General features: G+C 41.1%; 24 protein-coding genes and 2 pseudogenes. 24 read left to right on the top strand and 2 right to left on the bottom strand.

All coding sequences use genetic code 11. The features are described 5' to 3' along the window. Positions 1 to 48 precede the first annotated feature (48 nt). From DF216_RS01325 to DF216_RS01285, 9 genes are all read left to right on the top strand, one after another. Positions 49 to 285 carry a DUF2829 domain-containing protein gene (locus tag DF216_RS01325; RefSeq protein ID WP_000141913.1) on the top strand — a complete coding sequence of 79 codons (237 nt, stop codon included), beginning with the start codon at positions 49 to 51 and terminating at the stop codon, positions 283 to 285. Next, positions 278 to 976: a 3-oxoacyl-ACP reductase gene (locus tag DF216_RS01320; RefSeq protein WP_129325699.1), complete on the top strand. Its 699-nt coding sequence runs from the start codon at positions 278 to 280 to the stop codon at positions 974 to 976. Before DF216_RS01325 ends, DF216_RS01320 begins: the two co-directional genes overlap by 8 nt. 9 nt (positions 977 to 985) lie before the next feature. After that, positions 986 to 1486: an NUDIX hydrolase gene (locus tag DF216_RS01315; protein WP_129325698.1), complete on the top strand. Its 501-nt coding sequence runs from the start codon at positions 986 to 988 to the stop codon at positions 1484 to 1486. Then, the gene (locus tag DF216_RS01310) at positions 1473 to 2201 is read left to right on the top strand and encodes a GNAT family N-acetyltransferase (protein ID WP_129325697.1); all 729 of its coding nucleotides are present in this window, start codon (positions 1473 to 1475) and stop codon (positions 2199 to 2201) included. The genes DF216_RS01315 and DF216_RS01310 overlap by 14 nt, the downstream gene beginning before the upstream one ends. A 41-nt stretch (positions 2202 to 2242) precedes the next feature. After that, entirely contained in the window at positions 2243 to 3091 is an 849-nt protein-coding gene (locus DF216_RS01305) for a putative PEP-binding protein (protein ID WP_129325696.1), read from the top strand. Continuing rightward, a complete protein-coding gene (locus DF216_RS01300; protein WP_129325695.1) occupies positions 3088 to 3528 on the top strand; it encodes an ASCH domain-containing protein in 441 nt (146 codons plus the stop codon). Before DF216_RS01305 ends, DF216_RS01300 begins: the two co-directional genes overlap by 4 nt. 122 nt (positions 3529 to 3650) lie before the next feature. Further along, positions 3651 to 6197, top strand: coding sequence for a M1 family metallopeptidase (locus DF216_RS01295; protein WP_129325694.1), 2547 nt, complete (start codon positions 3651 to 3653; stop codon positions 6195 to 6197). Positions 6198 to 6306: 109 nt separating this feature from the next. Then, positions 6307 to 6981, top strand: a complete 675-nt coding sequence (gene ciaR, locus DF216_RS01290; RefSeq protein WP_000590630.1) for a two-component system response regulator CiaR — start codon at positions 6307 to 6309, stop codon at positions 6979 to 6981. Then, positions 6971 to 8308 carry a sensor histidine kinase gene (locus DF216_RS01285; protein ID WP_129325693.1) on the top strand — a complete coding sequence of 446 codons (1338 nt, stop codon included), beginning with the start codon at positions 6971 to 6973 and terminating at the stop codon, positions 8306 to 8308. Before ciaR ends, DF216_RS01285 begins: the two co-directional genes overlap by 11 nt. A gap of 63 nt (positions 8309 to 8371) precedes the next feature. Here DF216_RS01285 and DF216_RS01280 read toward each other — a convergent pair whose 3' ends face one another. Then, positions 8372 to 8656, bottom strand: a complete 285-nt coding sequence (locus DF216_RS01280; protein ID WP_001276160.1) for a DUF3270 domain-containing protein — start codon at positions 8654 to 8656, stop codon at positions 8372 to 8374. A gap of 385 nt (positions 8657 to 9041) precedes the next feature. Between DF216_RS01280 and DF216_RS01275 the strand changes: the two genes are divergently transcribed. From DF216_RS01275 to deoD, 9 genes are all read left to right on the top strand, one after another. Further along, positions 9042 to 10097: an ABC transporter permease gene (locus DF216_RS01275; protein ID WP_129325692.1), complete on the top strand. Its 1056-nt coding sequence runs from the start codon at positions 9042 to 9044 to the stop codon at positions 10095 to 10097. A 13-nt stretch (positions 10098 to 10110) separates the two neighbouring features. Beyond that, on the top strand, positions 10111 to 10791 hold the full coding sequence (locus tag DF216_RS01270) for an ABC transporter ATP-binding protein (protein WP_129325691.1): 681 nt from the start codon (positions 10111 to 10113) through the stop codon (positions 10789 to 10791). Positions 10792 to 10918: 127 nt separating this feature from the next. Beyond that, on the top strand, positions 10919 to 11848 hold the full coding sequence (locus tag DF216_RS01265) for a peptidase U32 family protein (RefSeq protein ID WP_049518552.1): 930 nt from the start codon (positions 10919 to 10921) through the stop codon (positions 11846 to 11848). Between the two features lie 105 nt (positions 11849 to 11953). After that, entirely contained in the window at positions 11954 to 12637 is a 684-nt protein-coding gene (gene rpiA, locus DF216_RS01260; protein ID WP_129325690.1) for a ribose-5-phosphate isomerase RpiA, read from the top strand. A gap of 13 nt (positions 12638 to 12650) precedes the next feature. Next, positions 12651 to 13862 (top strand): phosphopentomutase, encoded by a 1212-nt coding sequence (locus DF216_RS01255; protein WP_129325689.1) that lies wholly within the window; start codon positions 12651 to 12653, stop codon positions 13860 to 13862. 1 nt (position 13863) lies between these two features. Next, positions 13864 to 14424 (top strand): DUF1697 domain-containing protein, encoded by a 561-nt coding sequence (locus tag DF216_RS01250; protein WP_129325688.1) that lies wholly within the window; start codon positions 13864 to 13866, stop codon positions 14422 to 14424. Then, the gene (locus DF216_RS01245; protein WP_129325687.1) at positions 14421 to 15230 is read left to right on the top strand and encodes a purine-nucleoside phosphorylase; all 810 of its coding nucleotides are present in this window, start codon (positions 14421 to 14423) and stop codon (positions 15228 to 15230) included. The genes DF216_RS01250 and DF216_RS01245 overlap by 4 nt, the downstream gene beginning before the upstream one ends. A gap of 9 nt (positions 15231 to 15239) precedes the next feature. Next, positions 15240 to 15953 (top strand): LemA family protein, encoded by a 714-nt coding sequence (locus tag DF216_RS01240; protein ID WP_129325686.1) that lies wholly within the window; start codon positions 15240 to 15242, stop codon positions 15951 to 15953. A 189-nt stretch (positions 15954 to 16142) separates the two neighbouring features. Next, the gene (gene deoD, locus DF216_RS01235) at positions 16143 to 16853 is read left to right on the top strand and encodes a purine-nucleoside phosphorylase (protein WP_129325685.1); all 711 of its coding nucleotides are present in this window, start codon (positions 16143 to 16145) and stop codon (positions 16851 to 16853) included. 33 nt (positions 16854 to 16886) lie between these two features. Here deoD and pavA read toward each other — a convergent pair whose 3' ends face one another. Continuing rightward, positions 16887 to 18542: an Rqc2 family fibronectin-binding protein PavA gene (pavA, locus tag DF216_RS01230; protein ID WP_084973743.1), complete on the bottom strand. Its 1656-nt coding sequence runs from the start codon at positions 18540 to 18542 to the stop codon at positions 16887 to 16889. Positions 18543 to 18646: 104 nt separating this feature from the next. On the opposite strand from pavA, the gene ybeY reads away from it, so the two are divergent. The 6 genes and pseudogenes from ybeY to era (DF216_RS01200) all read left to right on the top strand — a co-directional run. Further along, positions 18647 to 19144 (top strand): rRNA maturation RNase YbeY, encoded by a 498-nt coding sequence (gene ybeY, locus DF216_RS01225; protein WP_084973741.1) that lies wholly within the window; start codon positions 18647 to 18649, stop codon positions 19142 to 19144. Then, positions 19125 to 19520 (top strand): diacylglycerol kinase family protein, encoded by a 396-nt coding sequence (locus DF216_RS01220; RefSeq protein WP_061409093.1) that lies wholly within the window; start codon positions 19125 to 19127, stop codon positions 19518 to 19520. The genes ybeY and DF216_RS01220 overlap by 20 nt, the downstream gene beginning before the upstream one ends. 16 nt (positions 19521 to 19536) lie before the next feature. Continuing rightward, positions 19537 to 20436, top strand: coding sequence for a GTPase Era (gene era / locus DF216_RS01215; protein WP_000143274.1), 900 nt, complete (start codon positions 19537 to 19539; stop codon positions 20434 to 20436). Between the two features lie 108 nt (positions 20437 to 20544). After that, on the top strand, positions 20545 to 21093 hold the full coding sequence (locus DF216_RS01210) for a hypothetical protein (protein ID WP_129325684.1): 549 nt from the start codon (positions 20545 to 20547) through the stop codon (positions 21091 to 21093). A gap of 12 nt (positions 21094 to 21105) precedes the next feature. Continuing rightward, positions 21106 to 21237 (top strand): annotated as a pseudogene (locus tag DF216_RS01205) (DNA mismatch repair protein MutT); the annotation flags it as partial. A 1-nt stretch (position 21238) separates the two neighbouring features. Then, positions 21239 to 21583: pseudogene (gene era, locus DF216_RS01200) on the top strand (GTPase Era); the annotation flags it as partial. Positions 21584 to 21601 lie beyond the last annotated feature (18 nt).

Below are 21601 nucleotides of genomic sequence, written 5' to 3'. Positions count from 1 at the left end.
GTTTTTTGTTATAATTAAATTATGATTTCAGAATTAAAGGAGAAAAACATGACATTTGAAGAAATCTTGCCTGGATTAAAGGCTAAGAAAAAATATGTACGAACGGGTTGGGGAGGGGCTGAAAACTATGTGCAACTTTTTGACACCATCGAGCAAAACGGGGTTGCACTTGAAGTGACGCCTTATTTCCTCATCAACGTGTCTGGTGAGGGAGAAGGATTTTCCATGTGGAGTCCGACACCTTGTGATGTTTTGGCGACGGATTGGGTAGAAGTGCATGACTAGACGCGTATTGATTACGGGAGTAAGTTCAGGGATCGGTCTAGCTCAAGCTCGCCTCTTTTTAGAGAATGACTATCAAGTTTATGGTGTAGATCAAGGAGAAAATCCAGTTTTAGATGGTGATTTTCACTTTTTACAGAGAGATTTAACCTTGGACTTGGATCCTATTTTTGGCTGGTGTCCTCAGGTGGATATTTTGTGTAATACTGCTGGAGTCTTGGACGAATATAAACCCCTATTGGAACAATCAGCGCAGGAAATGCAAGAGATTTTTGAAATCAACTATGTGACTCCTGTCGAGCTGACTCGCTATTATTTGACACAAATGCTGGAAAATAAAAAGGGAATCATTATCAATATGTGTTCTATTGCCTCAAATCTAGCTGGTGGAGGTGGACATGCCTATACTTCCTCTAAGCATGCCCTGGCTGGTTTTACCAAGCAGTTGGCTCTAGACTATGCTGAAGCTGGGATTCAGATCTTTGGTATTGCTCCAGGTGCTGTCAAGACTGGCATGACTGCTGCGGACTTTGAGCCAGGTGGATTGGCGGACTGGGTGGCTAGTGAAACGCCTATCAAACGCTGGATTGAGCCAGAGGAAATAGCAGAGATTAGCCTTTTCTTAGCAAGTGGAAAAGCGAGCGCTATGCAAGGACAAATCCTGACCATTGATGGTGGTTGGAGTTTGAAGTAGGGGAATCTGATGGAAATCAAAAATCACTTTGGCGTCTATGGCGTTTGCTTTGAAAATGGGGAGTTACTTTGCATTGAGAAAACGAGAGGACCCTATCAAAATCGTTATGATCTACCGGGTGGTAGCCAGGAAGTAGGTGAGGGGCTCACGGAAACACTTGCCAGAGAGCTTCAAGAAGAGACAGGATATACTCTCAGTAGTTATTCAAAACTTAGAATCTATGATGTGCTGGTTCAAGAAGATGGGCAAGACTTTGCAGTACACCATATCATGGCCTTTTATGATATAGTACTTGATTTCGAACGCTATCAAAAATCACTTCCTCATGAAGTTCTTGATAGAAGTAATGATTCAGCAAATGCACTTTGGTTGAATTTGGAAGAAATTACTGCCGATAATGCTTCTCCTTTAGTGTTGCAGGTTAAGGCAGAGTTACTAGGATTTCCAGAATTAGATATGACAAGCTATAGAAATTGGAAGGTAAAGATGGGGGATAATGGAACTATTTAAAACATGGAAGAAAAATATGGTTCTCTATGGTCTTCAATCTCAAATCGGAGCTGTCTACCGAAACAGTGATAGGACAACAAGCTTTTATGATGTTGGGAATTTTCTATACCTAGCAGGGGAGTTGAATTCCAGATTTTGGGAAGATTTTGTTAGGAAATATGGTTTAGATTATAAGATTATTATTTCAGAAAATACTAATTGGCAAGATTTTCTGCATCGGAGAGTGGGGCTAGTTTCTTTTACTCGCTATTCTTTTAAAGATAAGGCAAATTTTCAAGTTGAATTTCTAAATGATCTAGTTACTCATTTAGAGGAAGGTTACAGTATTGTGCCTATTGATAATCATATTTATAACTGCTTTTCTGAGGAAGAATGGTCACAAGATTTAAAGGGAGATTTTGAGTCTTATCAGGATTTCGCTTTAAAAGGTGGATTTGGCTTTGTGGTTCTTAAAAATAATGAACTGATTGCTGGGATTTCCTCAGGGTTAGTTTACCGTGGAGCAGTTGAAGTGGAAGTTGCAACTAGACCAAACGAACAAGGAAAAGGATTTGCTAAAAAGCTTGGTGCTGCAATGATTCTAGAGAGTTTAAATAGAGATATGTTTCCTCTCTGGGATGCTCATAACGAGGCTTCCAAAAAAGTAGCAGAATTTTTAGGATATGAGTTAGTGGAACCTTATGAAGCTTTTGAACTAGATGAAAGCGGCATATAATGATATCTGATATTGTATCTCTTAAGACGAGGTGAATGGACATGCAAAACCAACTGGCTTTTAGTGGAGAAAAAATTATTGAAAAAGTTTATCCTCAGTTATTGCACCATGTTGGAATGATTCGTGGGGAATATTTGTTGAGAGAGCTCAATCAAAACATACTGTTACCAAGTTGTCAGCAATTTGTGAAAGATTATCTAAGCTCAATTTGCTCCTTGTACTCAGATGAAGAGGTTTGGTATCGTTTTTCTGAATTAACGAGTATGGAAGCTAATTGTTTAGAGGGGACTAAAGAGTATTTTGATGAACGCCATCCTTTGTTTGGTTACAGAGGGACTAGGCGTTTACTGGCGTGTCCGGATGAATTTCAGGCTGAGGCAAATGTCGTTACAGATGTTTATCAAAATAATCCCAATCTGTCTGTTATTTTTCCTTTTGTGAATGATGCTGAGCAGTTAAAGCAAGCTATTACAGTACTGCGTCAGCATGGTTTTACTGGGAAAATCGGCACAATGATTGAATTGCCGTCAGCTTATTTTGACTTGGACAGAATATTGGAAACAGGTATTTCAAAGATTGTAGTTGGAATGAATGATTTGACTTCTTTTGTTTTTGCGACTGTGAGAAACAGTCAATGGCATGATATGGAAAGTCCAATTATGTTAGACTTACTCCAACAAATGAAGGAAAAAGCAAATACTAAAAAGATTAACTTTGCTGTGGCAGGTTATTTGAATGATTCTTTCATACAAAAAATGAATCAGATGGGGATTAAGTGCATTATCCACTATAGTTCTATTCCAGAGATTTTTGATTTAGAAATTGAACATCCAGACCATCTCAAACACATAAAAGAAAAAAGTAAAAAATTACAAAGGAGCAACCTATGACACCGCAAGAAATGTGGAATGCCTACAAGAAAATTAACCCTTCTATCGGAGGTGAGATAGATGCCTGGGCTTTTGGAGTGGAAGCCGATCTCTTGGCAGAATTGGTTTTAAAAGGCGAAAAGACGGCAACCGCCTCAGCCTACGACCTCTACGCACTAGAGGATGAACCCCTTCCGCAAGAAGGGACCTTTGATGTTATTTTAGATAGCCAAGATCAGGCTGTCTGTATTGTCGAAATTACCAAGGTTTCTGTTGAACCCTTCAATCAAGTTTCTGCTGAACATGCCTTTAAGGAAGGGGAAGGTGACAAATCCCTAGCCTATTGGCGTCAGGTTCATGAGGACTGTTTCGCCGAGTGGCTGAGAGAGGCAGGACTGACTTTTACACCTGATAGTAAGGTTGTATTAGAAGAATTTCGCAAGGTTTATCCACAGTAGACCGCTAGAAGGAAGAAAGTTTTGGAAATCGCCGTCCAATCCTTTTTTCTTAAGCAAAACATGATATAATAAGTTTGTTTGAAGAAGAGCAGCAGCTCTTAAACTTAGAATAGGAGAAAACTATGCAAGCAGTTGAACATTTTATTACCCAATTTGTTCCTGAACATTATGATTTGTTTTTAGACTTGAGTCGTGAGACCAAGACGTTTTCTGGGAAGGTGACCATTACTGGTCAAGCACAGAGTGACCGTATTTCCCTTCATCAAAAAGACTTGGAAATCGCTTCTGTAGAAGCTGCAGGTCAAGCTCGTCCATTTACAGTTGACCATGAAAACGAAGCCCTTCATATCGAATTGGCTGAGGCTGGTCAAGTTGAATTAGTCATTGCTTTTTCAGGAAAAATCACAGACAACATGACAGGGATTTACCCTTCTTACTATACTGTTGATGGAGTGAAGAAGGAAGTCTTGTCTACTCAGTTCGAGAGTCATTTTGCGCGTGAAGCCTTCCCATGTGTGGATGAGCCAGAAGCCAAAGCAACCTTTGATCTCGCTCTACGTTTTGACCAAGCAGAAGGTGAGTTGGCCTTGTCTAACATGCCTGAGATTGATGTTGAAAACCGCAAGGAAACAGGCATCTGGAAGTTTGCGACAACACCTCGCATGTCTTCATACTTGTTGGCCTTCGTCGCAGGTGATTTGCAAGGGGTTACCGCTAAAACGAAAAACGGTACCCTTGTAGGTGTCTACTCAACCAAAGCCCACCCACTATCTAATCTTGATTTCTCTTTGGATATCGCAGTTCGCTCCATCGAGTTTTACGAAGATTACTATGGAGTTAAGTACCCAATCCCTCAATCGCTCCATATCGCCCTTCCTGACTTCTCAGCGGGTGCTATGGAAAACTGGGGTCTGGTAACTTACCGTGAAGTTTACTTAGTTGTGGATGAGAACTCTACCTTCGCTAGTCGTCAACAAGTTGCCCTTGTCATTGCTCACGAACTTGCCCATCAATGGTTTGGTAACCTCGTTACTATGAAATGGTGGGATGACCTCTGGCTCAATGAAAGCTTCGCTAACATGATGGAATACGTCTGCGTGGATGCCATCGAGCCAAGTTGGAATATCTTTGAGGACTTCCAAACAGGTGGTGTTCCAGCGGCGCTTAAACGCGATGCAACAGATGGCGTTCAATCTGTTCACGTCGAAGTCAAACACCCAGATGAAATCAATACACTCTTTGATGGAGCTATCGTCTATGCCAAAGGAAGCCGTCTCATGCACATGCTTCGTCGCTGGCTCGGTGATGCTGATTTTGCTAAAGGTTTGCATGCCTACTTTGAAAAACACCAATATGGAAATACCATTGGTCGTGACCTATGGAATGCCCTTGGACAAGCGTCTGGACGTGATGTCGCAGCCTTCATGGATTCTTGGTTGGAACAGCCTGGTTACCCAGTTCTCACTGTCAAAGTTGAAAATGATGTCTTGAAGATTTCACAAAAACAATTCTTCATCGGTGAGCACGAAGACAAGAACCGTCTCTGGGTGGTGCCACTGAATAGCAACTGGAAAGGCTTGCCAGATACACTCGAAACTGTAAGTATCGAAATCCCTGGCTACGCCGCTCTTCTTGCTGAAAATGAAGGAGCTCTTCGTCTCAACACTGAAAATACAGCCCACTACATTACAGACTACCAAGGAGACTTGTTAGAATCTGTTATTGCTGAGCTAGAGACACTTGATAACACAAGCAAACTGCAAATCGTTCAAGAACGTCGTTTGTTGGCTGAAGCAGGGCACATTTCTTATGCTGACTTGCTCCCAGTCCTTGATAAACTTGCTAAAGAAGAGTCTTACCTTGTAGTTTCAGCTGTTTCTCAAGTGATTGCTGCCCTTGAGCGCTTTATCGATGAAGGAACAGAAACTGAGAAAGTCTTTAACAGTCTAGTTGCTAAATTGGCTCGTCACAACTATGACCGTCTTGGTTTTGAAGCCAAAGATGGGGAATCAGATGAGGATGAATTGGTTCGTCAGTTGACCATTTCCATGATGATTCGCTCCAATGATGCAGAAGCTAGTCAAGTCGCTAGCCAAATCTTTGCAGCTCACAAGGAGAACCTTGCAGGACTTCCAGCAGCCATCCGTGCACAAGTTCTTATCAATGAAATGAAACACTATGAGACCAAGGACTTGGTCGCAACTTATCTGGACCTCTACACTCATGCGACGGATGCGGTCTTCAAACGCCAGTTGGCAGCTGCTCTAGCCTACAGTACAGATGCTGACAATATCCAAACCTTGATTCGTTCATGGAAGGACAAATTTGTGGTGAAACCACAAGACCTTTCTTCATGGTACCTCCAATTCCTCGGACACCAAACAACTCAAGAAACTGTTTGGGTATGGGCGCGTGAAAACTGGGATTGGATCAAGGCAGCTCTTGGTGGGGATATGAGCTTTGATAGCTTTGTCATCTTCCCATCACACATCTTTAAAACAGAAGAACGCTTGGCTGAGTATAAGGAATTCTTTGAACCGCAACTTTCTGACCTAGCTCTTAGCCGTAATATCCGCATGGGGATCAAGGATATCGCAGCGCGTGTTGACTTGATTAAGCGTGAGAAAGCAGCAGTCGAAGCTGTTGTAGCCCAATATGGCAAGGCTTAATTCGTTCAAAATGTAAACAAAAACTCAACTTTCTATCTGAAAAGAAGAGAGAGTTGAGTTTTTTTTAAGGCAATTTTGGTATAATAATCATAACAAGGAGGAGTTTCTGATGATAAAAATCTTATTAGTAGAAGACGACCTAGGCCTGTCAAACTCAGTATTTGACTTTTTAGATGATTTTGCAGATGTCATGCAGGTTTTTGATGGAGAAGAAGGTCTCTACGAAGCAGAAAGTGGCGTCTATGACTTGATTTTGCTTGACCTGATGTTGCCGGAAAAAAATGGCTTCCAAGTTCTGAAAGAATTGCGTGAAAAAGGAATTACGACACCAGTCCTTATCATGACAGCTAAGGAAAGTTTGGATGACAAGGGACATGGTTTTGAGTTGGGAGCGGACGACTACCTTACCAAACCTTTCTACCTAGAAGAACTTAAAATGCGGATCCAAGCCCTTCTCAAACGTTCAGGTAAGTTTAACGAAAACACCTTGACCTATGGGGATATTGTCGTCAACCTTTCAACGAATGAGGTTAAGGTGGAAGACACGCCTGTGGAACTACTCGGAAAAGAGTTTGAGTTATTGGTTTATTTCCTTCAAAATCAAAATGTTATTCTTCCCAAGACACAAATTTTTGACCGTCTATGGGGATTTGATAGCGATACGACGATTTCCGTTGTAGAAGTCTATGTCTCAAAAGTTCGTAAGAAATTGAAGGGAACAGCCTTTGCTGAAAATCTTCAAACCTTGCGTAGTGTCGGGTATATTTTAAAAGATGTTCAATAAACTAAAAAAAACATGGTATGCAGATGATTTCAGCTATTTCATTCGAAACTTTGGAGTGTTCACACTGATCTTCTCTGCTATGACCTTGATTATCCTCCAGGTCATGCACTCGAGTCTCTACACTTCTGTAGATGAAAAACTCCAAGCTCTTAGTAGCAGTTCCCAAGCTGTTATCCAGTTAGCCCTGAATCGGGCAACTGAAGAGGTCAAGGATATTCAACCAGCAACAGCGGATGCCAACAAGGCTGAAATCAAGCCCAATGTCAGCTCCAATACGGAAGTCTTGCTCTTTGACAAGGATTTTAACCAACTCTTACTGGGCAATCGTTTTTTAGGTTTGGACAAGATCAAGCTGGACAAAAAGGAGTTGAATCACATTCGCCAAATCCAAGTTGTCAATAGCTACGGTCAGGAAGAAACCTACCGAATGATCTTGATGGAAACAAATTCGTCCACTGTTTCAAGCAACGTCAAATATGCGGCGGTTTTAATCAATACCAGCCAGCTCGAGCAAATCAGCCAAAACCACGAGCATTTAATTGTTGTAGTCATGGCTAGTTTCTGGCTCCTGTCTTTAATTGCCAGTGTTTACTTGGCACGTGTCAGTGTCAAACCCTTGCTGGAAAGTATGCAAAAGCAGAAGTCCTTTGTTGAAAATGCCAGTCACGAACTGAGAACGCCTTTGGCCGTTTTACAAAATCGGTTAGAAAATCTCTTTCGAAAACCAGAGGCGACGATTATGGAATCCAGTGAAAGTATCGCTTCGAGTCTTGAAGAAGTTCGCAACATGCGTTTCCTCACGACCAATCTTCTCAACCTTGCACGTCGCGATGATGGAATCAAACCAGAAATAGCAGAAGTTTCTCCGCAATTCTTTAAAACAACCTTTGCTAACTATGAGTTGATTGCTTCTGAAAATGATCGTATTTTTGAGTATGAAAATCGGATTTATCGTCCCTTCATGACCGATCAGTTGCTCCTAAAACAACTCATGACCATCTTGTTTGACAATGCCATCAAGTATACAGAAGAAGATGGGAAAATTGAGTTTGTAGTTCATGCTACAGATCGCCACCTCTATCTAACAGTAACGGATAACGGAATTGGAATTTCAGCTCCTGACAAGAAGAAAATCTTTGACCGATTTTACCGTGTGGACAAGGCGAGAACCCGTCAGAAAGGTGGCTTTGGTCTTGGACTATCCTTGGCCAAGCAGATTGTTGATGCTTTGCGAGGAACGATTAGCGTGAAAGATAACAAACCTAAAGGAACGATTTTTGAAGTTAAGATCGCTATTCAATCTCCTTCAAAACGAAAGAATAAATAAAAAGACAGTTTTATAACTGTCTTTTTAGATAACTGAAAAAGAGGTTGGTAGTAGTACCAACCTTTATTTTGAAAATTTTCGTTTCATCATCTTTCGTTGAAGTTGTAAAAGGGCAAAACTAAGACCCATTGCAGCGACAAAGGATAAAGCTGTATTTAATTTTATAGCTAAAAAGATAAAACTAAAAAGTGCCATAAAAATACAGAAACAAGCGATATTTACAAAAAATAAAATCTCTTTTAGGTTAGGGCCGACTGGGGCTTCAGGTGTGTAATCTTGGTAAAGCGGAGTTTGTTTCGATTCGGGAGCTTGTTCAAACTCATATGCTTCTAGTTTTCTTGCGGACATGATTCTCTCCTTAACAGTACATAACTATTTTATCATTTTTTATGCAGAGAATTATTACAGAATTGTTACAAAACTACTAAAGTCTCTTATCAACTTCTAAGTCTCTCTTCTTGACACCCACTAGAGAAAATGATAGCATGGATGTTACACTTAAAACAGATGACCTAACTTTCTCTATTATAAATATACTGAGAAAGGTAAGGATAACTTATATAAATTGATAGCAAGCTGAGGCTTTTTCCTAAGATGATTTGTTGAGTTGCTACCTGGATACTTTTGAAGAGTATTGATAGGAGTTGTTTTGAATGGATGATAAGACAGAGATTCTGTCTATTGGTCTGGGTGGCATTCTTGCTACCTCTGGGAAAAGTAAAAGGAGATAAGCATGTATCTTGCTATCAAAGAGATATTACGAAACAAACTTCGATATAGTTTGATCTTAACGACCATTTTTCTTATCGCTTTTATGGTCTTTTTTATGACCAGTCTAGCTCTTGGTCTTGTGCGAAACAACCGGGCCGCTATTGATAATTGGCAAGCGACGGGTGTCGTTTTATCCGACTACGCAAATGATAATTTGACGGCATCTTTTATTCCTGAAAAAGACTACAAGGAAAAGAGTTCTGAAGAGGCTGCTCCATTGGGCTATATGTTCGCTGTGACCAATCTAGTCGATGGTAGTGAAAAGATTAACGTTTCCATCTTTGCTCAAAACTGGGACTCTTTTATCTCTCCTAGTTTGACGGAGGGTCGTTATCCTGAGGGAGATAATGAGGTTGTCGTGGATCAGTCTTTTGAGAACTATGGGATGAAGCTAGGTGATGCCATTCAGCTCAATGGAAGTGAGACAAGTTACAAGATCGTAGGCCTGACTCAAGGAAATAAGTTTTTCACCGAGCCTGTTGTCTTTACGAGTCTGACAACTTATTGGACCTTACAAGGAACCTTGAAAGCCAATCGTTCCATCTCTGCCTTAGTTTTGAAAAATGACATAGAAGTGTCTGGCGATGGACTGAAACAGATTTCCATTCCAAAAATGATTTCGAAAATTCCTGGTTACACACCTCAGGTTAATGTATTTTCAGGAATGATTCTTGCTATGATTGTCATCACAGGCTTGATTGTGGGGATTTTTGTTTATATCATTACTATCCAAAAACTAGGACTTTATGGAATAATGCGGGCTCAGGGAATACAGATCAAAACCATTGTATGGTCTCTTTTCTGTCAAATCTTCCTCCTAGCTGGTATGGGGATTGCTTTAGCCTTGCTGGCTATTGGAGGAGTGATTTTATTCTTACCAGCTACCTTCTTTTTCTATCCAAGCTGGTTAGCCTACTCTATCCTAAGTTTGGTAATTTGCCTGATGGCCCTTCTAGGTGGTGTCATTTCACTTCCACGCTTGCTAAAGGTGGACCCGATTACTGCGATTGCAGAGTGATAAGGAGAATAGTATGACAGCATTGATTGAAATGACTCAAGTTACAAAAACCTACGGGGAAGGAAAGATGAAAGTCGTAGCTCTGCATGAGACGAATTTTCAGCTAAATGCGGGAGAGTTCGTGGCTATCGTTGGATCTTCAGGCTCTGGAAAGACGACCTTTCTAACGACTCTTGGACAACTTCAGGAAGCATCGAGTGGAAAGATTTTGGTAAAGGGGAAGGAAACAGGCAGTTTAACGGAGAAGGAGAAAACAGACCTCCGTTTTAGAGAGTTTGACTTTATTCTACAGGCTTCAAACTTAATTCCTTTTCTTACGGTCAAGGAACAGCTGGATTTGATTGACAGACTGGATAAGGGAAAAAATAGGAAGAGTGATCGAAAAAAGTTACTTGACTTGTTGGATTTGGAAAAAGTTCAAAATCAGTATCCCAAGGCTTTATCAGGTGGCGAACGTCAACGTGCGGCCATTGCTAGAGCGCTCTATAACAATCCAAGTATTGTGCTTGCAGATGAGCCGACAGCCAGTCTAGACACCCAGCGTGCTTATCAAGTAACGGAAATGTTGGCTGCCATTGCCCATGAACAAGGAAGAGGAGTTGTTATGATTACGCATGATACTCGTCTTCTTGATAAGGTTGACCGTATTTATGTTATGAATGATGGTCACCTAGTAGAAAAAACACATGCATAAAAAAGAGAGTGGATGGTACTGGTTACTGTTCACTTTTTGATTGCAAACTTTAAAAATGACGTTGACTTTTTTATAAAACTCTCAGTACCCATAGCTGATTTTTGAGAAATGTGGTATAATTTTTCTTATGGAAAAGATTATCATTACAGCAACTGCTGAAAGTATTGAACAAGTTGAACAGTTACTCGAAGCTGGCGTAGACCGTATCTATGTCGGTGAGAAAGATTTTGGCCTTCGTCTGCCAACGACCTTTAGTTATGAAGAGTTGCGCACCATCGCTAAGCTCGTTCATGATGCGGGTAAGGAATTAATCGTTGCAGTTAACGCCCTCATGCACCAAGATATGATGGACCGTATCAAGCCCTTCCTAGACTTCTTGGAAGAAATCAAGACAGACTATATTACAGTAGGAGATGCAGGTGTTTTTTATGTGGTCAACCGTGATGGCTATTCCTTCAAGACTATCTACGATGCTTCAACTATGGTGACAAGCAGTCGTCAAATTAACTTCTGGGGTCAAAAGGCAGGAGCTTCTGAGGCGGTTTTGGCGCGTGAAATTCCATCTGCTGAACTCTTTAAGATGCCTGAGATTTTGGAAATTCCTGCTGAAGTGTTGGTTTATGGTGCCAGTGTCATTCACCATTCTAAGCGTCCGCTCTTACAAAACTACTATAACTTTACGCATATAGATGATGAAAAGACACGTAAGCGTGACCTTTTCTTGGCAGAACCGAGTGACCCTGAGAGCCATTATTCCATCTTTGAAGATAATCATGGTACCCATATCTTTGCTAACAATGACCTTGATTTGATGACTAAATTGACAGAATTAGTGGAGCATGGTTTCACCCATTGGAAGCTAGAAGGACTCTACACACCAGGTCAAAACTTTGTTGAGATTGCTAAACTCTTTATCCAAGCGCGTAGCTTGATCCAAGAGGGCAACTTTAGTCATGACCAAGCCTTCTTGTTAGATGAGGAAGTGCGCAAGTTACACCCTAAAAACCGTTTCCTCGATACAGGATTCTATGATTACGATCCTGATATGGTTAAATAGGACACCAAAACCCGAAATAAAAATGTTCGGGTTTTTCAAGTGTATTCATGAAATAAAAACGGATACATGTTATAATAAAAGTAACTCTTTAATGGAGGTATTTAAGTGGAGAATCTGAAAAAGATGGCAGGTATCAAGGCTGCTGAGTTTGTCAAGGATGGTATGGTAGTCGGTCTGGGAACTGGCTCTACTGCCTACTATTTCGTAGAGGAAGTAGGTCGTCGGATTAAGGAAGAAGGTTTGCAGATTGTTGCTGTAACGACTTCCAGTGTGACCAGTAAACAGGCTGAAGGTCTTAACATCCCACTCAAGTCGATTGATCAAGTAGACTTTGTCGATGTGACGGTTGACGGGGCGGATGAAGTAGATAGCCAGTTCAACGGGATCAAAGGTGGTGGTGGTGCCCTTCTGATGGAGAAGGTTGTAGCGACACCATCAAAAAAATACATTTGGGTAGTTGATGAAAGCAAACTGGTAGAAAAACTAGGTGCTTTTAAATTGCCAGTAGAAGTGGTTCAGTATGGTGCAGAACAGGTCTTTCGTCGTTTTGATCGAGCTGGCTACAAACCAAGTTTCCGTGAAAAAGACGGCCAACGTTTTGTGACTGATATGCAGAACTTTATCATTGACCTAGCCTTGGATGTCATTGAAGATCCAATTGCCTTCGGGCAAGAATTGGACCATGTCGTTGGTGTCGTAGAGCACGGTTTATTCAACCAAATGGTGGATAAGGTCATCGTAGCTGGACGAAATGGCGTTCAGATTTTAACTTCAACAAAAGGGAAATAAAAGGAGACACACTATGTCAAAATTTAATCGTATTCACTTGGTGGTACTGGATTCTGTGGGAATCGGTGCTGCACCAGATGCCAATAACTTTGTCAATGCAGGGGTTCCAGACGGTGCTTCTGACACACTAGGACACATTTCCAAAACAGTTGGTTTGAATGTGCCAAACATGGCTAAAATCGGTCTAGGAAATATTCCTCGTGAAACTCCTCTGAAGACTGTACCAGCTGAAAGCAATCCAACAGGTTATGCAACGAAATTAGAAGAAGTTTCCCTTGGTAAGGACACAATGACTGGTCACTGGGAAATCATGGGTCTTAACATTACAGAACCTTTCGATACTTTCTGGAACGGATTCCCGGAAGAAATCTTGACGAAAATCGAAGAATTCTCAGGACGCAAGATCATTCGTGAAGCCAATAAACCGTACTCAGGAACAGCTGTTATCGACGATTTTGGACCACGTCAGATGGAAACTGGGGAGTTGATTATCTATACTTCAGCAGATCCTGTTTTGCAGATTGCTGCCCATGAAGACATCATCTCTTTGGATGAATTGTACCGTATTTGTGAATACGCTCGTTCGATTACCCTTGAGCGTCCTGCCCTTCTAGGTCGTATCATTGCTCGTCCATATGTTGGTGAGCCTGGTAACTTCACTCGTACAGCAAATCGTCGTGACTTGGCCGTATCTCCATTTGCTCCAACTGTTCTCGATAAACTCAATGAAGCAGGTATCGATACTTATGCTGTTGGTAAAATCAACGATATCTTTAATGGCGCTGGTATCAATCATGACATGGGCCACAACAAGTCAAACAGCCACGGAATTGATACATTATTGAAGACCATGGGACTTGCTGAGTTTGAAAAAGGATTCTCATTTACAAACTTGGTAGACTTTGATGCTCTTTACGGTCACCGCCGTAACGCTCATGGTTACCGTGATTGCTTGCATGAGTTTGATGGGCGCTTGCCTGAAATTATCGCAGCCATGCGAGAGAATGACCTTCTTTTGATTACTGCGGACCATGGGAATGACCCAACCTACGCCGGTACAGACCACACTCGTGAATACATTCCACTTTTGGCTTACAGTCCATCCTTTAAAGGAAATGGTGTCATTCCAGTTGGACATTTTGCAGATATCTCTGCAACAGTTGCGGATAACTTTGGTGTTGAAACAGCCATGATTGGAGAAAGTTTCTTAGATAAATTGGTATAAGATGAAGAGGTATGCTTTACTTGTTCGGGGCATTAATGTCGGTGGGAAAAATAGGGTTGTCATGGCGGAGCTTCGTCAAGAACTGACAGAGTTGGGACTGGAAAAGGTTGAAACCTACATCAACAGTGGCAATATTTTCTTTACTTCGACCGCTCCCAAAGCCCGATCGGTTGAACAGTTAGAGACTTTCTTTGAAGTCCATTATCCATTTATTCAGAGCTTTTCTTTGCTGAGTCTAGAGGACTTTGAGGCGGAGCTTGACAATCTACCAGGTTGGTGGAACGAAGACTTAGCACGAAAAGACGTCCTCTTCTACACGGAGGGCTTGGATGTGGATCAAGTCATCGAGAAAGTGAACGGTTTGGAACTGGAAGATGAAGTCGTTCATTTTGGAAAACTTGGTGTTTTCTGGGGAAAATACTCCGAAGAATCGTACTACGAAACGGCCTATCACAAATACTTACTCAAGATGCCTTTCTACCGCCAAATCACCATTCGTAATGCTAAAACTTTTGACAAAATCGATCAAATGCTAAAAAATAATAAAGGAGACACACAATGACATTTTTAGACAAAATCAAGGAAACAGCTACTTTTCTGAAAGATAAGGGAATCCAAGCGCCTGAGTTCGGTCTAATCCTTGGATCAGGTCTGGGAGAACTGGCAGAAGAAATCCAAAATCCTGTTGTTGTAGACTATACAGACATTCCAAACTGGGGTCGTTCAACAGTAGTTGGTCACGCTGGGAAATTAGTATATGGAGAACTTGCAGGTCGCAAGGTCTTGGCTCTTCAAGGTCGTTTCCATTTCTATGAAGGAAATCCTCTGGAAGTGGTGACTTTCCCAGTACGTGTGATGAAAGTTCTCGGATGTGAAGGTGTCATTGTAACCAATGCTGCAGGAGGTATTGGATTTGGTCCTGGTACCTTGATGGCTATCTCAGACCATATCAATATGACGGGTCAAAATCCATTGATGGGTGAAAATTTGGATGATTTTGGTCCACGTTTCCCAGATATGTCTAAAGCCTACACTCCAGAATATCGTGCTACTGCCCATGAAGTGGCTAAGAAACTTGGTATCAAGCTTGATGAAGGTGTCTATATTGGTGTAACAGGTCCGACTTATGAAACCCCAGCAGAGATTCGTGCCTATAAGACACTGGGAGCAGATGCTGTTGGTATGTCTACGGTTCCTGAAGTTATCGTGGCAGCCCACTCAGGTTTGAAAGTTCTAGGTATTTCATGTATCACTAACCATGCTGCTGGATTCCAAGAAGAACTCAATCACGAGGAAGTTGTAGAAGTGACTGAACGTGTCAAAGGCGACTTTAAGGGCTTGCTGAAAGCTATTCTTGCAGAATTGTAAGGGGGTACGATGTTAAGTTTATTTAATAATCCATTTTTTAGAATTATTCGTGGGATTTTAATAATCGTTCTCCTAACCTTGGTTTGGCTATTTATTTTTGCAGCCTTTAATAATTCTGGTAGTGAAACCAATTACGAGCCATTTCAAGGAGCGTCCATTGTTTTTTCAGTTTTGAGTTATCTAATCATAGTCTTTCTATTTCAATACCATAAAGTTATTAACTTAAAAGAACTCATTCGCTCTTCCTATAGTGCAATTCAAATTAAAGAACAGTATGTTGAAAAATTAATTATCCAGCTTCGTGAATTAACGGATAAGATTGTAGACCATGAATTAAAAATGTCCGTTCGTAAAAATGTTTCAGACTTGTTAGAAGAAACACGTTCTGTCAATAATTCCACAAATGATAAAAACCAGGCAAATCATTCGGAGTCTAAGCGTAAATTTTATGGAGAATCTGGGACGGTTTCATCCCACGCACACTCTTCTCAAGTAGAGGAAACGAAGAGCAAAATATTGGAACAAATTGAAAGGGACACCAATATTACAGCCGATCAAAGTATTAAGGATCTGATAGCTGAAATCAAAGAATCAGAAGTACTAGTTGCCAATCAAAAATTACACTACAATGAAATGGTGTCGGAATACAATAAGGCGATTTATAGTTTGCCCTTAGCTTTTTTAAGAACAACTCTAGGTCTATTTGAAAAAGAGTATTTATAATTTACACCTAGTATCAAAAGTCGAGATTCTATCTAAAATTTATAAAAATTATAGAAAGGTAGAGCGAGGTGTTCTAATTTGAACACGAGCGGAAAACTCGGAAAATAGATAATCTGACTGAGAAATCAGGATCTCTCGTCAGATTCCTAATTTTCAGTCGTTTTCTTGTCGCTCTTTGTATCATAAATTATGTCTATCCATATTGCTGCTCAGCAGGGTGAAATTGCTGACAAAATTCTTCTTCCGGGGGATCCTCTTCGTGCTAAATTTATTGCGGAGAATTTCCTTGAAGATGCTGTTTGTTTTAATGAAGTGCGTAACATGTTTGGTTACACTGGTACTTACAAGGATCACCGTGTATCTGTCATGGGAACTGGGATGGGAATGCCATCGATTTCGATTTATGCGCGTGAGTTAATTGTAGACTACGGAGTGAAAAAATTGATCCGTGTCGGAACCGCTGGTTCCTTGAACGAGGATGTTCATGTCCGTGAATTGGTTTTGGCGCAGGCAGCTGCGACTAACTCAAACATCATCCGCAATGATTGGCCACAGTACGATTTCCCGCAAATCGCTAGCTTTGATTTGCTAGACAAGGCCTACCATATTGCAAAAGAACTTGGTATGACAACCCACGTTGGGAACGTTTTGTCATCTGATGTCTTTTACTCAAATTACTTTGAAAAGAATATCGAGCTTGGTAAATGGGGCGTTAAGGCTGTGGAAATGGAAGCAGCAGCCCTTTACTATCTTGCTGCCCAACACCACGTTGATGCACTTGCTATTATGACCATTTCTGATAGTTTGGTCAACCCAGACGAAGACACCACTGCAGAAGAACGCCAAAATACCTTCACCGATATGATGAAGGTTGGCTTAGAAACCTTGATTGCAGAGTAAATTTGTAATAGAAAATCCTGATTTCAAGTGAAATCAGGATTTTTTCATAGATGCGATTTTTTCTGGGTCTGGTGTGACACGGAGGGTCTTTTGTCCAGTATAAGTAACAAAACCGGGTTTTCCACCTGTTGGTTTGTTGAGTTTCTTGACTTCAATCATATCCACTTGCACGAGATTTGATAAGCGCCCTTTGGAGAAGTAGGCTGCGAGCTCGGCTGCGTCTGTCTTCACTTCATCAGAAGGATTCAGATTTCCTGAGATAACAACATGGCTGCCAGGGATGTCCTTGGCATGGAACCAAAGTTCTTCCTTGCGAGCCATTTTAAAGGTTAGTTCTTCATTTTGCAAGTTGTTTCGTCCGACATAGATGATGGTTTTCCCGTCACTAGCCAGATACTGTTCTGGTTTTTTGCGTTTTTGGATTTTCTCGCGTTGTCGTCTTCTAATAAAGCCTGTTTGGATCAATTCTTCACGGATTTCAGCGATTTCCTCTAGTCCAGCTTGACTGAGAACAGTTTCCACACTTTCCAGATAGAGAATGGTATACTTGGTTTCTTCGATCAGCTCAGTCAGGTATTTGACAGCTTCTTTGAGCTTCTGGTAGCGTTTAAAGTAGCGCTGGGCATTCTGACTGGGTGTTAGAGCCTTATCAAGAGCAATGGTGATAGGCTGATTGGTGTAGTAGTTGTCCAAGGTAACCTGGTCTTGGTCATTAGGCACTTGGTGGAGGAAGGTTGTCAGCAATTCTCCTTTTTGGCGAAATTCCTCAGCATTATCTGTCGCCAGTAACTCTTTTTCTTGTTTTTTGAGTTTGTGGCGATTTTTCTGAAGCTCATTTTCAACGCGGCGAATGAGTTCACTGGCTTGCTGTTTGACGCGGTCGCGTTCAGCCTTGTCCTTATAGTAGGTGTCCAGCAAGTCAGAAAGGCTGGCAAAAGGCTCTCCTACATGATTGGCAAAAGGAACTGGACTGAAAGAAGTCTCCGTTAGGAAAGGCCTGGTTTCTTGCCCGAAGAAGTTTCGGAAAGTAGACAGTTTATCACTGACAAGAATGTTTTCCAATTCATTTGCCGTATCACGTCCTAGACCTTGAAAGAGACTTTGAAGATTTTTAGCTGTTAATTCCTGTGTTTGCAGGATTTCAAAGAGTTTTTCATCCTTGATAGTAAAAGGGTTGCGGGATTCGGTACTTGGCGGAGCGATATAGGTCGAACCTGGAAGTAAGGTGCGGTAGCTATTTTGTGAAAAGCCAACGTGTTTGATAACTTCGAGGATTTTATGGCTACTTTTATCCACGAGAAGAATATTACTGTGTTTGCCCATGATCTCTATAATCAGAGTCGCCTGGATGTGATCCCCAATCTCGTTTTTATTGGAAACCGTGATCTCTACGATACGGTCATTTTCGATTTGCTCAATGGACTCAATCACGGCACCTTGTAAATACTTCCTCAAAACCATGATAAAGGTAGAAGGTTGGGCTGGATTTTCAAAGGTCGTTTGGGTCAGCTGAATGCGTCCAAAAACGGGATGAGCAGAGAGGAGCAGGCGATGGCTTTGGCGATTGCTGCGGATTTGCAAGACCAACTCTTGTTCAAAAGGCTGATTGATTTTCTGGATGCGACCATTGACCAACTCACTTCGCAATTCCTCAACCATGTGGTGTAAAAAAAATCCGTCAAATGACATCGTTCTCTCCTTGTGATTGTATTCCATAGTATTATATCAAAAAGGTAGAATAAAATCATGAAAATATGGTATAATAAAGCCAAGTAAAGAGAATCGAGAAGTACATGTATATTGAAATGGTAGATGAAACTGGTCAAGTTTCACAAGAAATCTTGCAACAAACCCAAGAAATTTTGGAATTTGCAGCCCAAAAAATAGGAAAAGAAGACAAGGAGATGGCAGTTACTTTTGTGACCAATGAGCGTAGTCACGAACTCAACCTCGAGTATCGTGATACAGATCGCCCGACAGATGTCATCAGCCTTGAATATAAACCGGAATTGGACATCTCCTTTGATGAGGAAGATTTGCTTGAAAACCCTGAATTAGCAGAAATGATGTCTGAGTTCGATGCCTATATTGGGGAACTTTTCATCTCTATCGATAAAGCGCATGAGCAGGCTGAGGAATACGGTCACAGCTTTGAGCGTGAGATGGGCTTCTTGGCAGTACACGGCTTTTTACATATCAACGGCTACGATCACTACACTCCGGAAGAAGAAGCGGAGATGTTCAGTTTACAAGAAGAAATTTTGACAGCCTATGGACTCACAAGACAATAAACGAAAATGGAAAAATCGTGACCTGGTATCCAGTTTAGAATTTGCCCTTACAGGAATTCTGACTGCCATTAAGGAAGAACGTAATATGCGAAAACATGCAGTGACGGCTCTAGTGGTCATTCTTGCAGGTTTTGTTTTTCAGGTGTCACGAATCGAATGGCTCTTTCTCCTAATGAGCATTTTCTTGGTAGTAGCCTTTGAGATTATTAACTCTGCTATCGAAAATGTGGTGGATCTAGCCAGTCACTATCACTTTTCTATGTTGGCAAAGAAAGCCAAGGACATGGCAGCTGGTGCCGTGCTTGTGGTTTCCCTTCTTGCCGCAGTGATTGGTGCACTTATCTTTCTCCCACGCATTTGGGATTTACTATTTTAAACAATAAGAGGAAATTATGACATTTAAATCAGGCTTTGTAGCCATTTTAGGACGTCCCAATGTTGGGAAGTCAACCTTTTTAAATCACGTCATGGGGCAAAAGATTGCCATCATGAGTGACAAGGCGCAAACAACGCGCAATAAAATCATGGGGATTTACACCACGGATAAGGAACAAATCGTCTTTATCGACACACCAGGAATTCACAAGCCTAAAACAGCTCTTGGGGATTTCATGGTGGAATCTGCCTATAGTACCCTTCGTGAAGTGGATACTGTTCTATTCATGGTGCCAGCTGATGAGCCACGTGGTAAAGGCGACGACATGATTATCGAGCGTCTGAAAGCAGCCAAGGTTCCAGTGATTTTGGTGGTCAATAAGATTGACAAGGTCCACCCAGACCAACTTCTGGCTCAGATAGATGACTTCCGTAACCAGATGGACTTTAAGGAGATTGTGCCTATCTCAGCCCTTCAGGGAAATAATGTTTCTCGTCTAATCGACATTCTTAGTGAAAATCTGGAGGAAGGTTTCCAGTATTTCCCAGCTGATCAAATCACAGATCACCCAGAGCGTTTCTTGGTCTCAGAGATGATTCGTGAGAAAGTTTTGCACCTAACTCGTGAAGAGATTCCTCACTCAGTCGCAGTAGTGGTTGACTCTATGAAACGTGACGAAGAGACAGACAAGGTTCATATCCGAGCTACCATCATGGTCGAGCGCGATAGCCAAAAGGGTATCATCATCGGTAAAGGTGGCGCTATGCTCAAGAAAATTGGGACTATGGCTCGTCGTGATATCGAACTCATGCTAGGGGACAAGGTCTTCCTAGAAACTTGGGTCAAGGTCAAGAAAAACTGGCGTGATAAAAAGCTAGATTTGGCTGACTTTGGCTATAATGAGAAGGAGTATTAAAACTTAAGAGTAGCTTGATGTTTAGTTATAAGTCGAGGAGTTTGGGTTGGTTATCTTCTTATGATTAAAAATTTCTATGTAAAGTGAAGGGATTAATAAAGTGGGACTATGCAGGGAAATAAAAGAAATACTTTTTTAGGTTTGGTAGGTCTGCTACTAATTTTAGGAGTATTGTATTTTTCTTTCAATTGGTTTTTGAAGTTGTTCTCCATTCTAAAAACATATGATGCAATCATAGTTGTTGCGATTATTACAGGATTTGTCACCATTGCTACGACTACATTTAAAGTAATTTTTGATATAAAGCAGACTAGGTTACAATATTTAACGCAAAAACGTGAAACGGCTTATTATCATTTTGTTGAAATGATATATAAAATAAATCAATCTGATAAAGAAAATTCGCCATATCCATCTGAGGAACAAATTGCAGATTTGATAAAATTTAGTAAAGAAATAACGTTATGGGGTTCTAGAAAAGTTGTCGAAAAATGGATGGAATTCCGAAAAGTTGCTACTTCTGATTCGGATGGTAAAAAATTACTCAAAATCTCAGAACAACTAATGAATGAAATGAGAAATGATTTAGGTGTCTCAAGAGTTAAAGAAAAAGCCTTGCTATCGTTTTTTATAAATGATATTGAAAATTTAGATTAGAAAGTATTAAATATGACCCAAGACTATATTTCCTATATTCGCTCCAAGGTGAGGCATGATAAGGTTATACTGAATTTTGCTGGTGGAATTCTGGCAGACGAGGAGGGTCGTGTGCTTCTGCAGTTGCGAGGCGATAAGAAAACATGAGCGTTTCTTGGTTTCAGAAATGATTCGTGAGAAAGTTCTTCATTTAACTCGTGAAGAAATTCCTCACTCAGTTGCAGTGGTAGTTGACTCCATGAAGCGTGACGAAGAGACCGACAAGGTTCATATTCGGGCGACCATTATGGTCGAGCGCGATAGCCAAAAAGGCATTGTCATCGGAAAAGGTGGCGCTATGCTTAAGAAAATTGGGACTATGGCCCGTCGTGATATCGAACTCATGCTAGGGGACAAGGTCTTCCTAGAAACTTGGGTCAAGGTCAAGAAAAACTGGCGTGATAAAAAGCTAGATTTGGCTGACTTTGGCTATAATGAAAAAGAATACTAAGTAGAGGTGGGCTCATGC

Origin of the sequence: Streptococcus oralis (assembly GCF_004127215.1) — a bacterium.
GTDB lineage: Bacteria > Bacillota > Bacilli > Lactobacillales > Streptococcaceae > Streptococcus > Streptococcus oralis_BD.
The sequence above is the reverse complement of the archived record's forward strand: the minus strand, read 5'-3'. Positions and strand labels throughout refer to the sequence as shown.

What these genes read in the sequence shown, in the direction of transcription:
- DF216_RS01245 (WP_129325687.1), top strand. Translation starts at nt 14,421, where the DNA reads ATGACATTTTTAGACAAAATCAAGGAAACAGCTACTTTTCTGAAAGAT.
- DF216_RS01220 (WP_061409093.1), top strand. Translation starts at nt 19,125, where the DNA reads ATGGACTCACAAGACAATAAACGAAAATGGAAAAATCGTGACCTGGTA.
- DF216_RS01240 (WP_129325686.1), top strand. Translation starts at nt 15,240, where the DNA reads ATGTTAAGTTTATTTAATAATCCATTTTTTAGAATTATTCGTGGGATT.
- DF216_RS01270 (WP_129325691.1), top strand. Translation starts at nt 10,111, where the DNA reads ATGACAGCATTGATTGAAATGACTCAAGTTACAAAAACCTACGGGGAA.
- ybeY (WP_084973741.1), top strand. Translation starts at nt 18,647, where the DNA reads ATGTATATTGAAATGGTAGATGAAACTGGTCAAGTTTCACAAGAAATC.
- DF216_RS01300 (WP_129325695.1), top strand. Translation starts at nt 3,088, where the DNA reads ATGACACCGCAAGAAATGTGGAATGCCTACAAGAAAATTAACCCTTCT.
- DF216_RS01255 (WP_129325689.1), top strand. Translation starts at nt 12,651, where the DNA reads ATGTCAAAATTTAATCGTATTCACTTGGTGGTACTGGATTCTGTGGGA.
- DF216_RS01310 (WP_129325697.1), top strand. Translation starts at nt 1,473, where the DNA reads ATGGAACTATTTAAAACATGGAAGAAAAATATGGTTCTCTATGGTCTT.
- DF216_RS01265 (WP_049518552.1), top strand. Translation starts at nt 10,919, where the DNA reads ATGGAAAAGATTATCATTACAGCAACTGCTGAAAGTATTGAACAAGTT.
- DF216_RS01295 (WP_129325694.1), top strand. Translation starts at nt 3,651, where the DNA reads ATGCAAGCAGTTGAACATTTTATTACCCAATTTGTTCCTGAACATTAT.
- era (WP_000143274.1), top strand. Translation starts at nt 19,537, where the DNA reads ATGACATTTAAATCAGGCTTTGTAGCCATTTTAGGACGTCCCAATGTT.
- ciaR (WP_000590630.1), top strand. Translation starts at nt 6,307, where the DNA reads ATGATAAAAATCTTATTAGTAGAAGACGACCTAGGCCTGTCAAACTCA.
- DF216_RS01285 (WP_129325693.1), top strand. Translation starts at nt 6,971, where the DNA reads ATGTTCAATAAACTAAAAAAAACATGGTATGCAGATGATTTCAGCTAT.
- DF216_RS01320 (WP_129325699.1), top strand. Translation starts at nt 278, where the DNA reads ATGACTAGACGCGTATTGATTACGGGAGTAAGTTCAGGGATCGGTCTA.
- DF216_RS01315 (WP_129325698.1), top strand. Translation starts at nt 986, where the DNA reads ATGGAAATCAAAAATCACTTTGGCGTCTATGGCGTTTGCTTTGAAAAT.
- DF216_RS01210 (WP_129325684.1), top strand. Translation starts at nt 20,545, where the DNA reads ATGCAGGGAAATAAAAGAAATACTTTTTTAGGTTTGGTAGGTCTGCTA.
- DF216_RS01305 (WP_129325696.1), top strand. Translation starts at nt 2,243, where the DNA reads ATGCAAAACCAACTGGCTTTTAGTGGAGAAAAAATTATTGAAAAAGTT.
- pavA (WP_084973743.1), bottom strand. Translation starts at nt 18,542, where the DNA reads ATGTCATTTGACGGATTTTTTTTACACCACATGGTTGAGGAATTGCGA.
- DF216_RS01325 (WP_000141913.1), top strand. Translation starts at nt 49, where the DNA reads ATGACATTTGAAGAAATCTTGCCTGGATTAAAGGCTAAGAAAAAATAT.
- DF216_RS01250 (WP_129325688.1), top strand. Translation starts at nt 13,864, where the DNA reads ATGAAGAGGTATGCTTTACTTGTTCGGGGCATTAATGTCGGTGGGAAA.
- deoD (WP_129325685.1), top strand. Translation starts at nt 16,143, where the DNA reads ATGTCTATCCATATTGCTGCTCAGCAGGGTGAAATTGCTGACAAAATT.
- DF216_RS01280 (WP_001276160.1), bottom strand. Translation starts at nt 8,656, where the DNA reads ATGTCCGCAAGAAAACTAGAAGCATATGAGTTTGAACAAGCTCCCGAA.
- DF216_RS01275 (WP_129325692.1), top strand. Translation starts at nt 9,042, where the DNA reads ATGTATCTTGCTATCAAAGAGATATTACGAAACAAACTTCGATATAGT.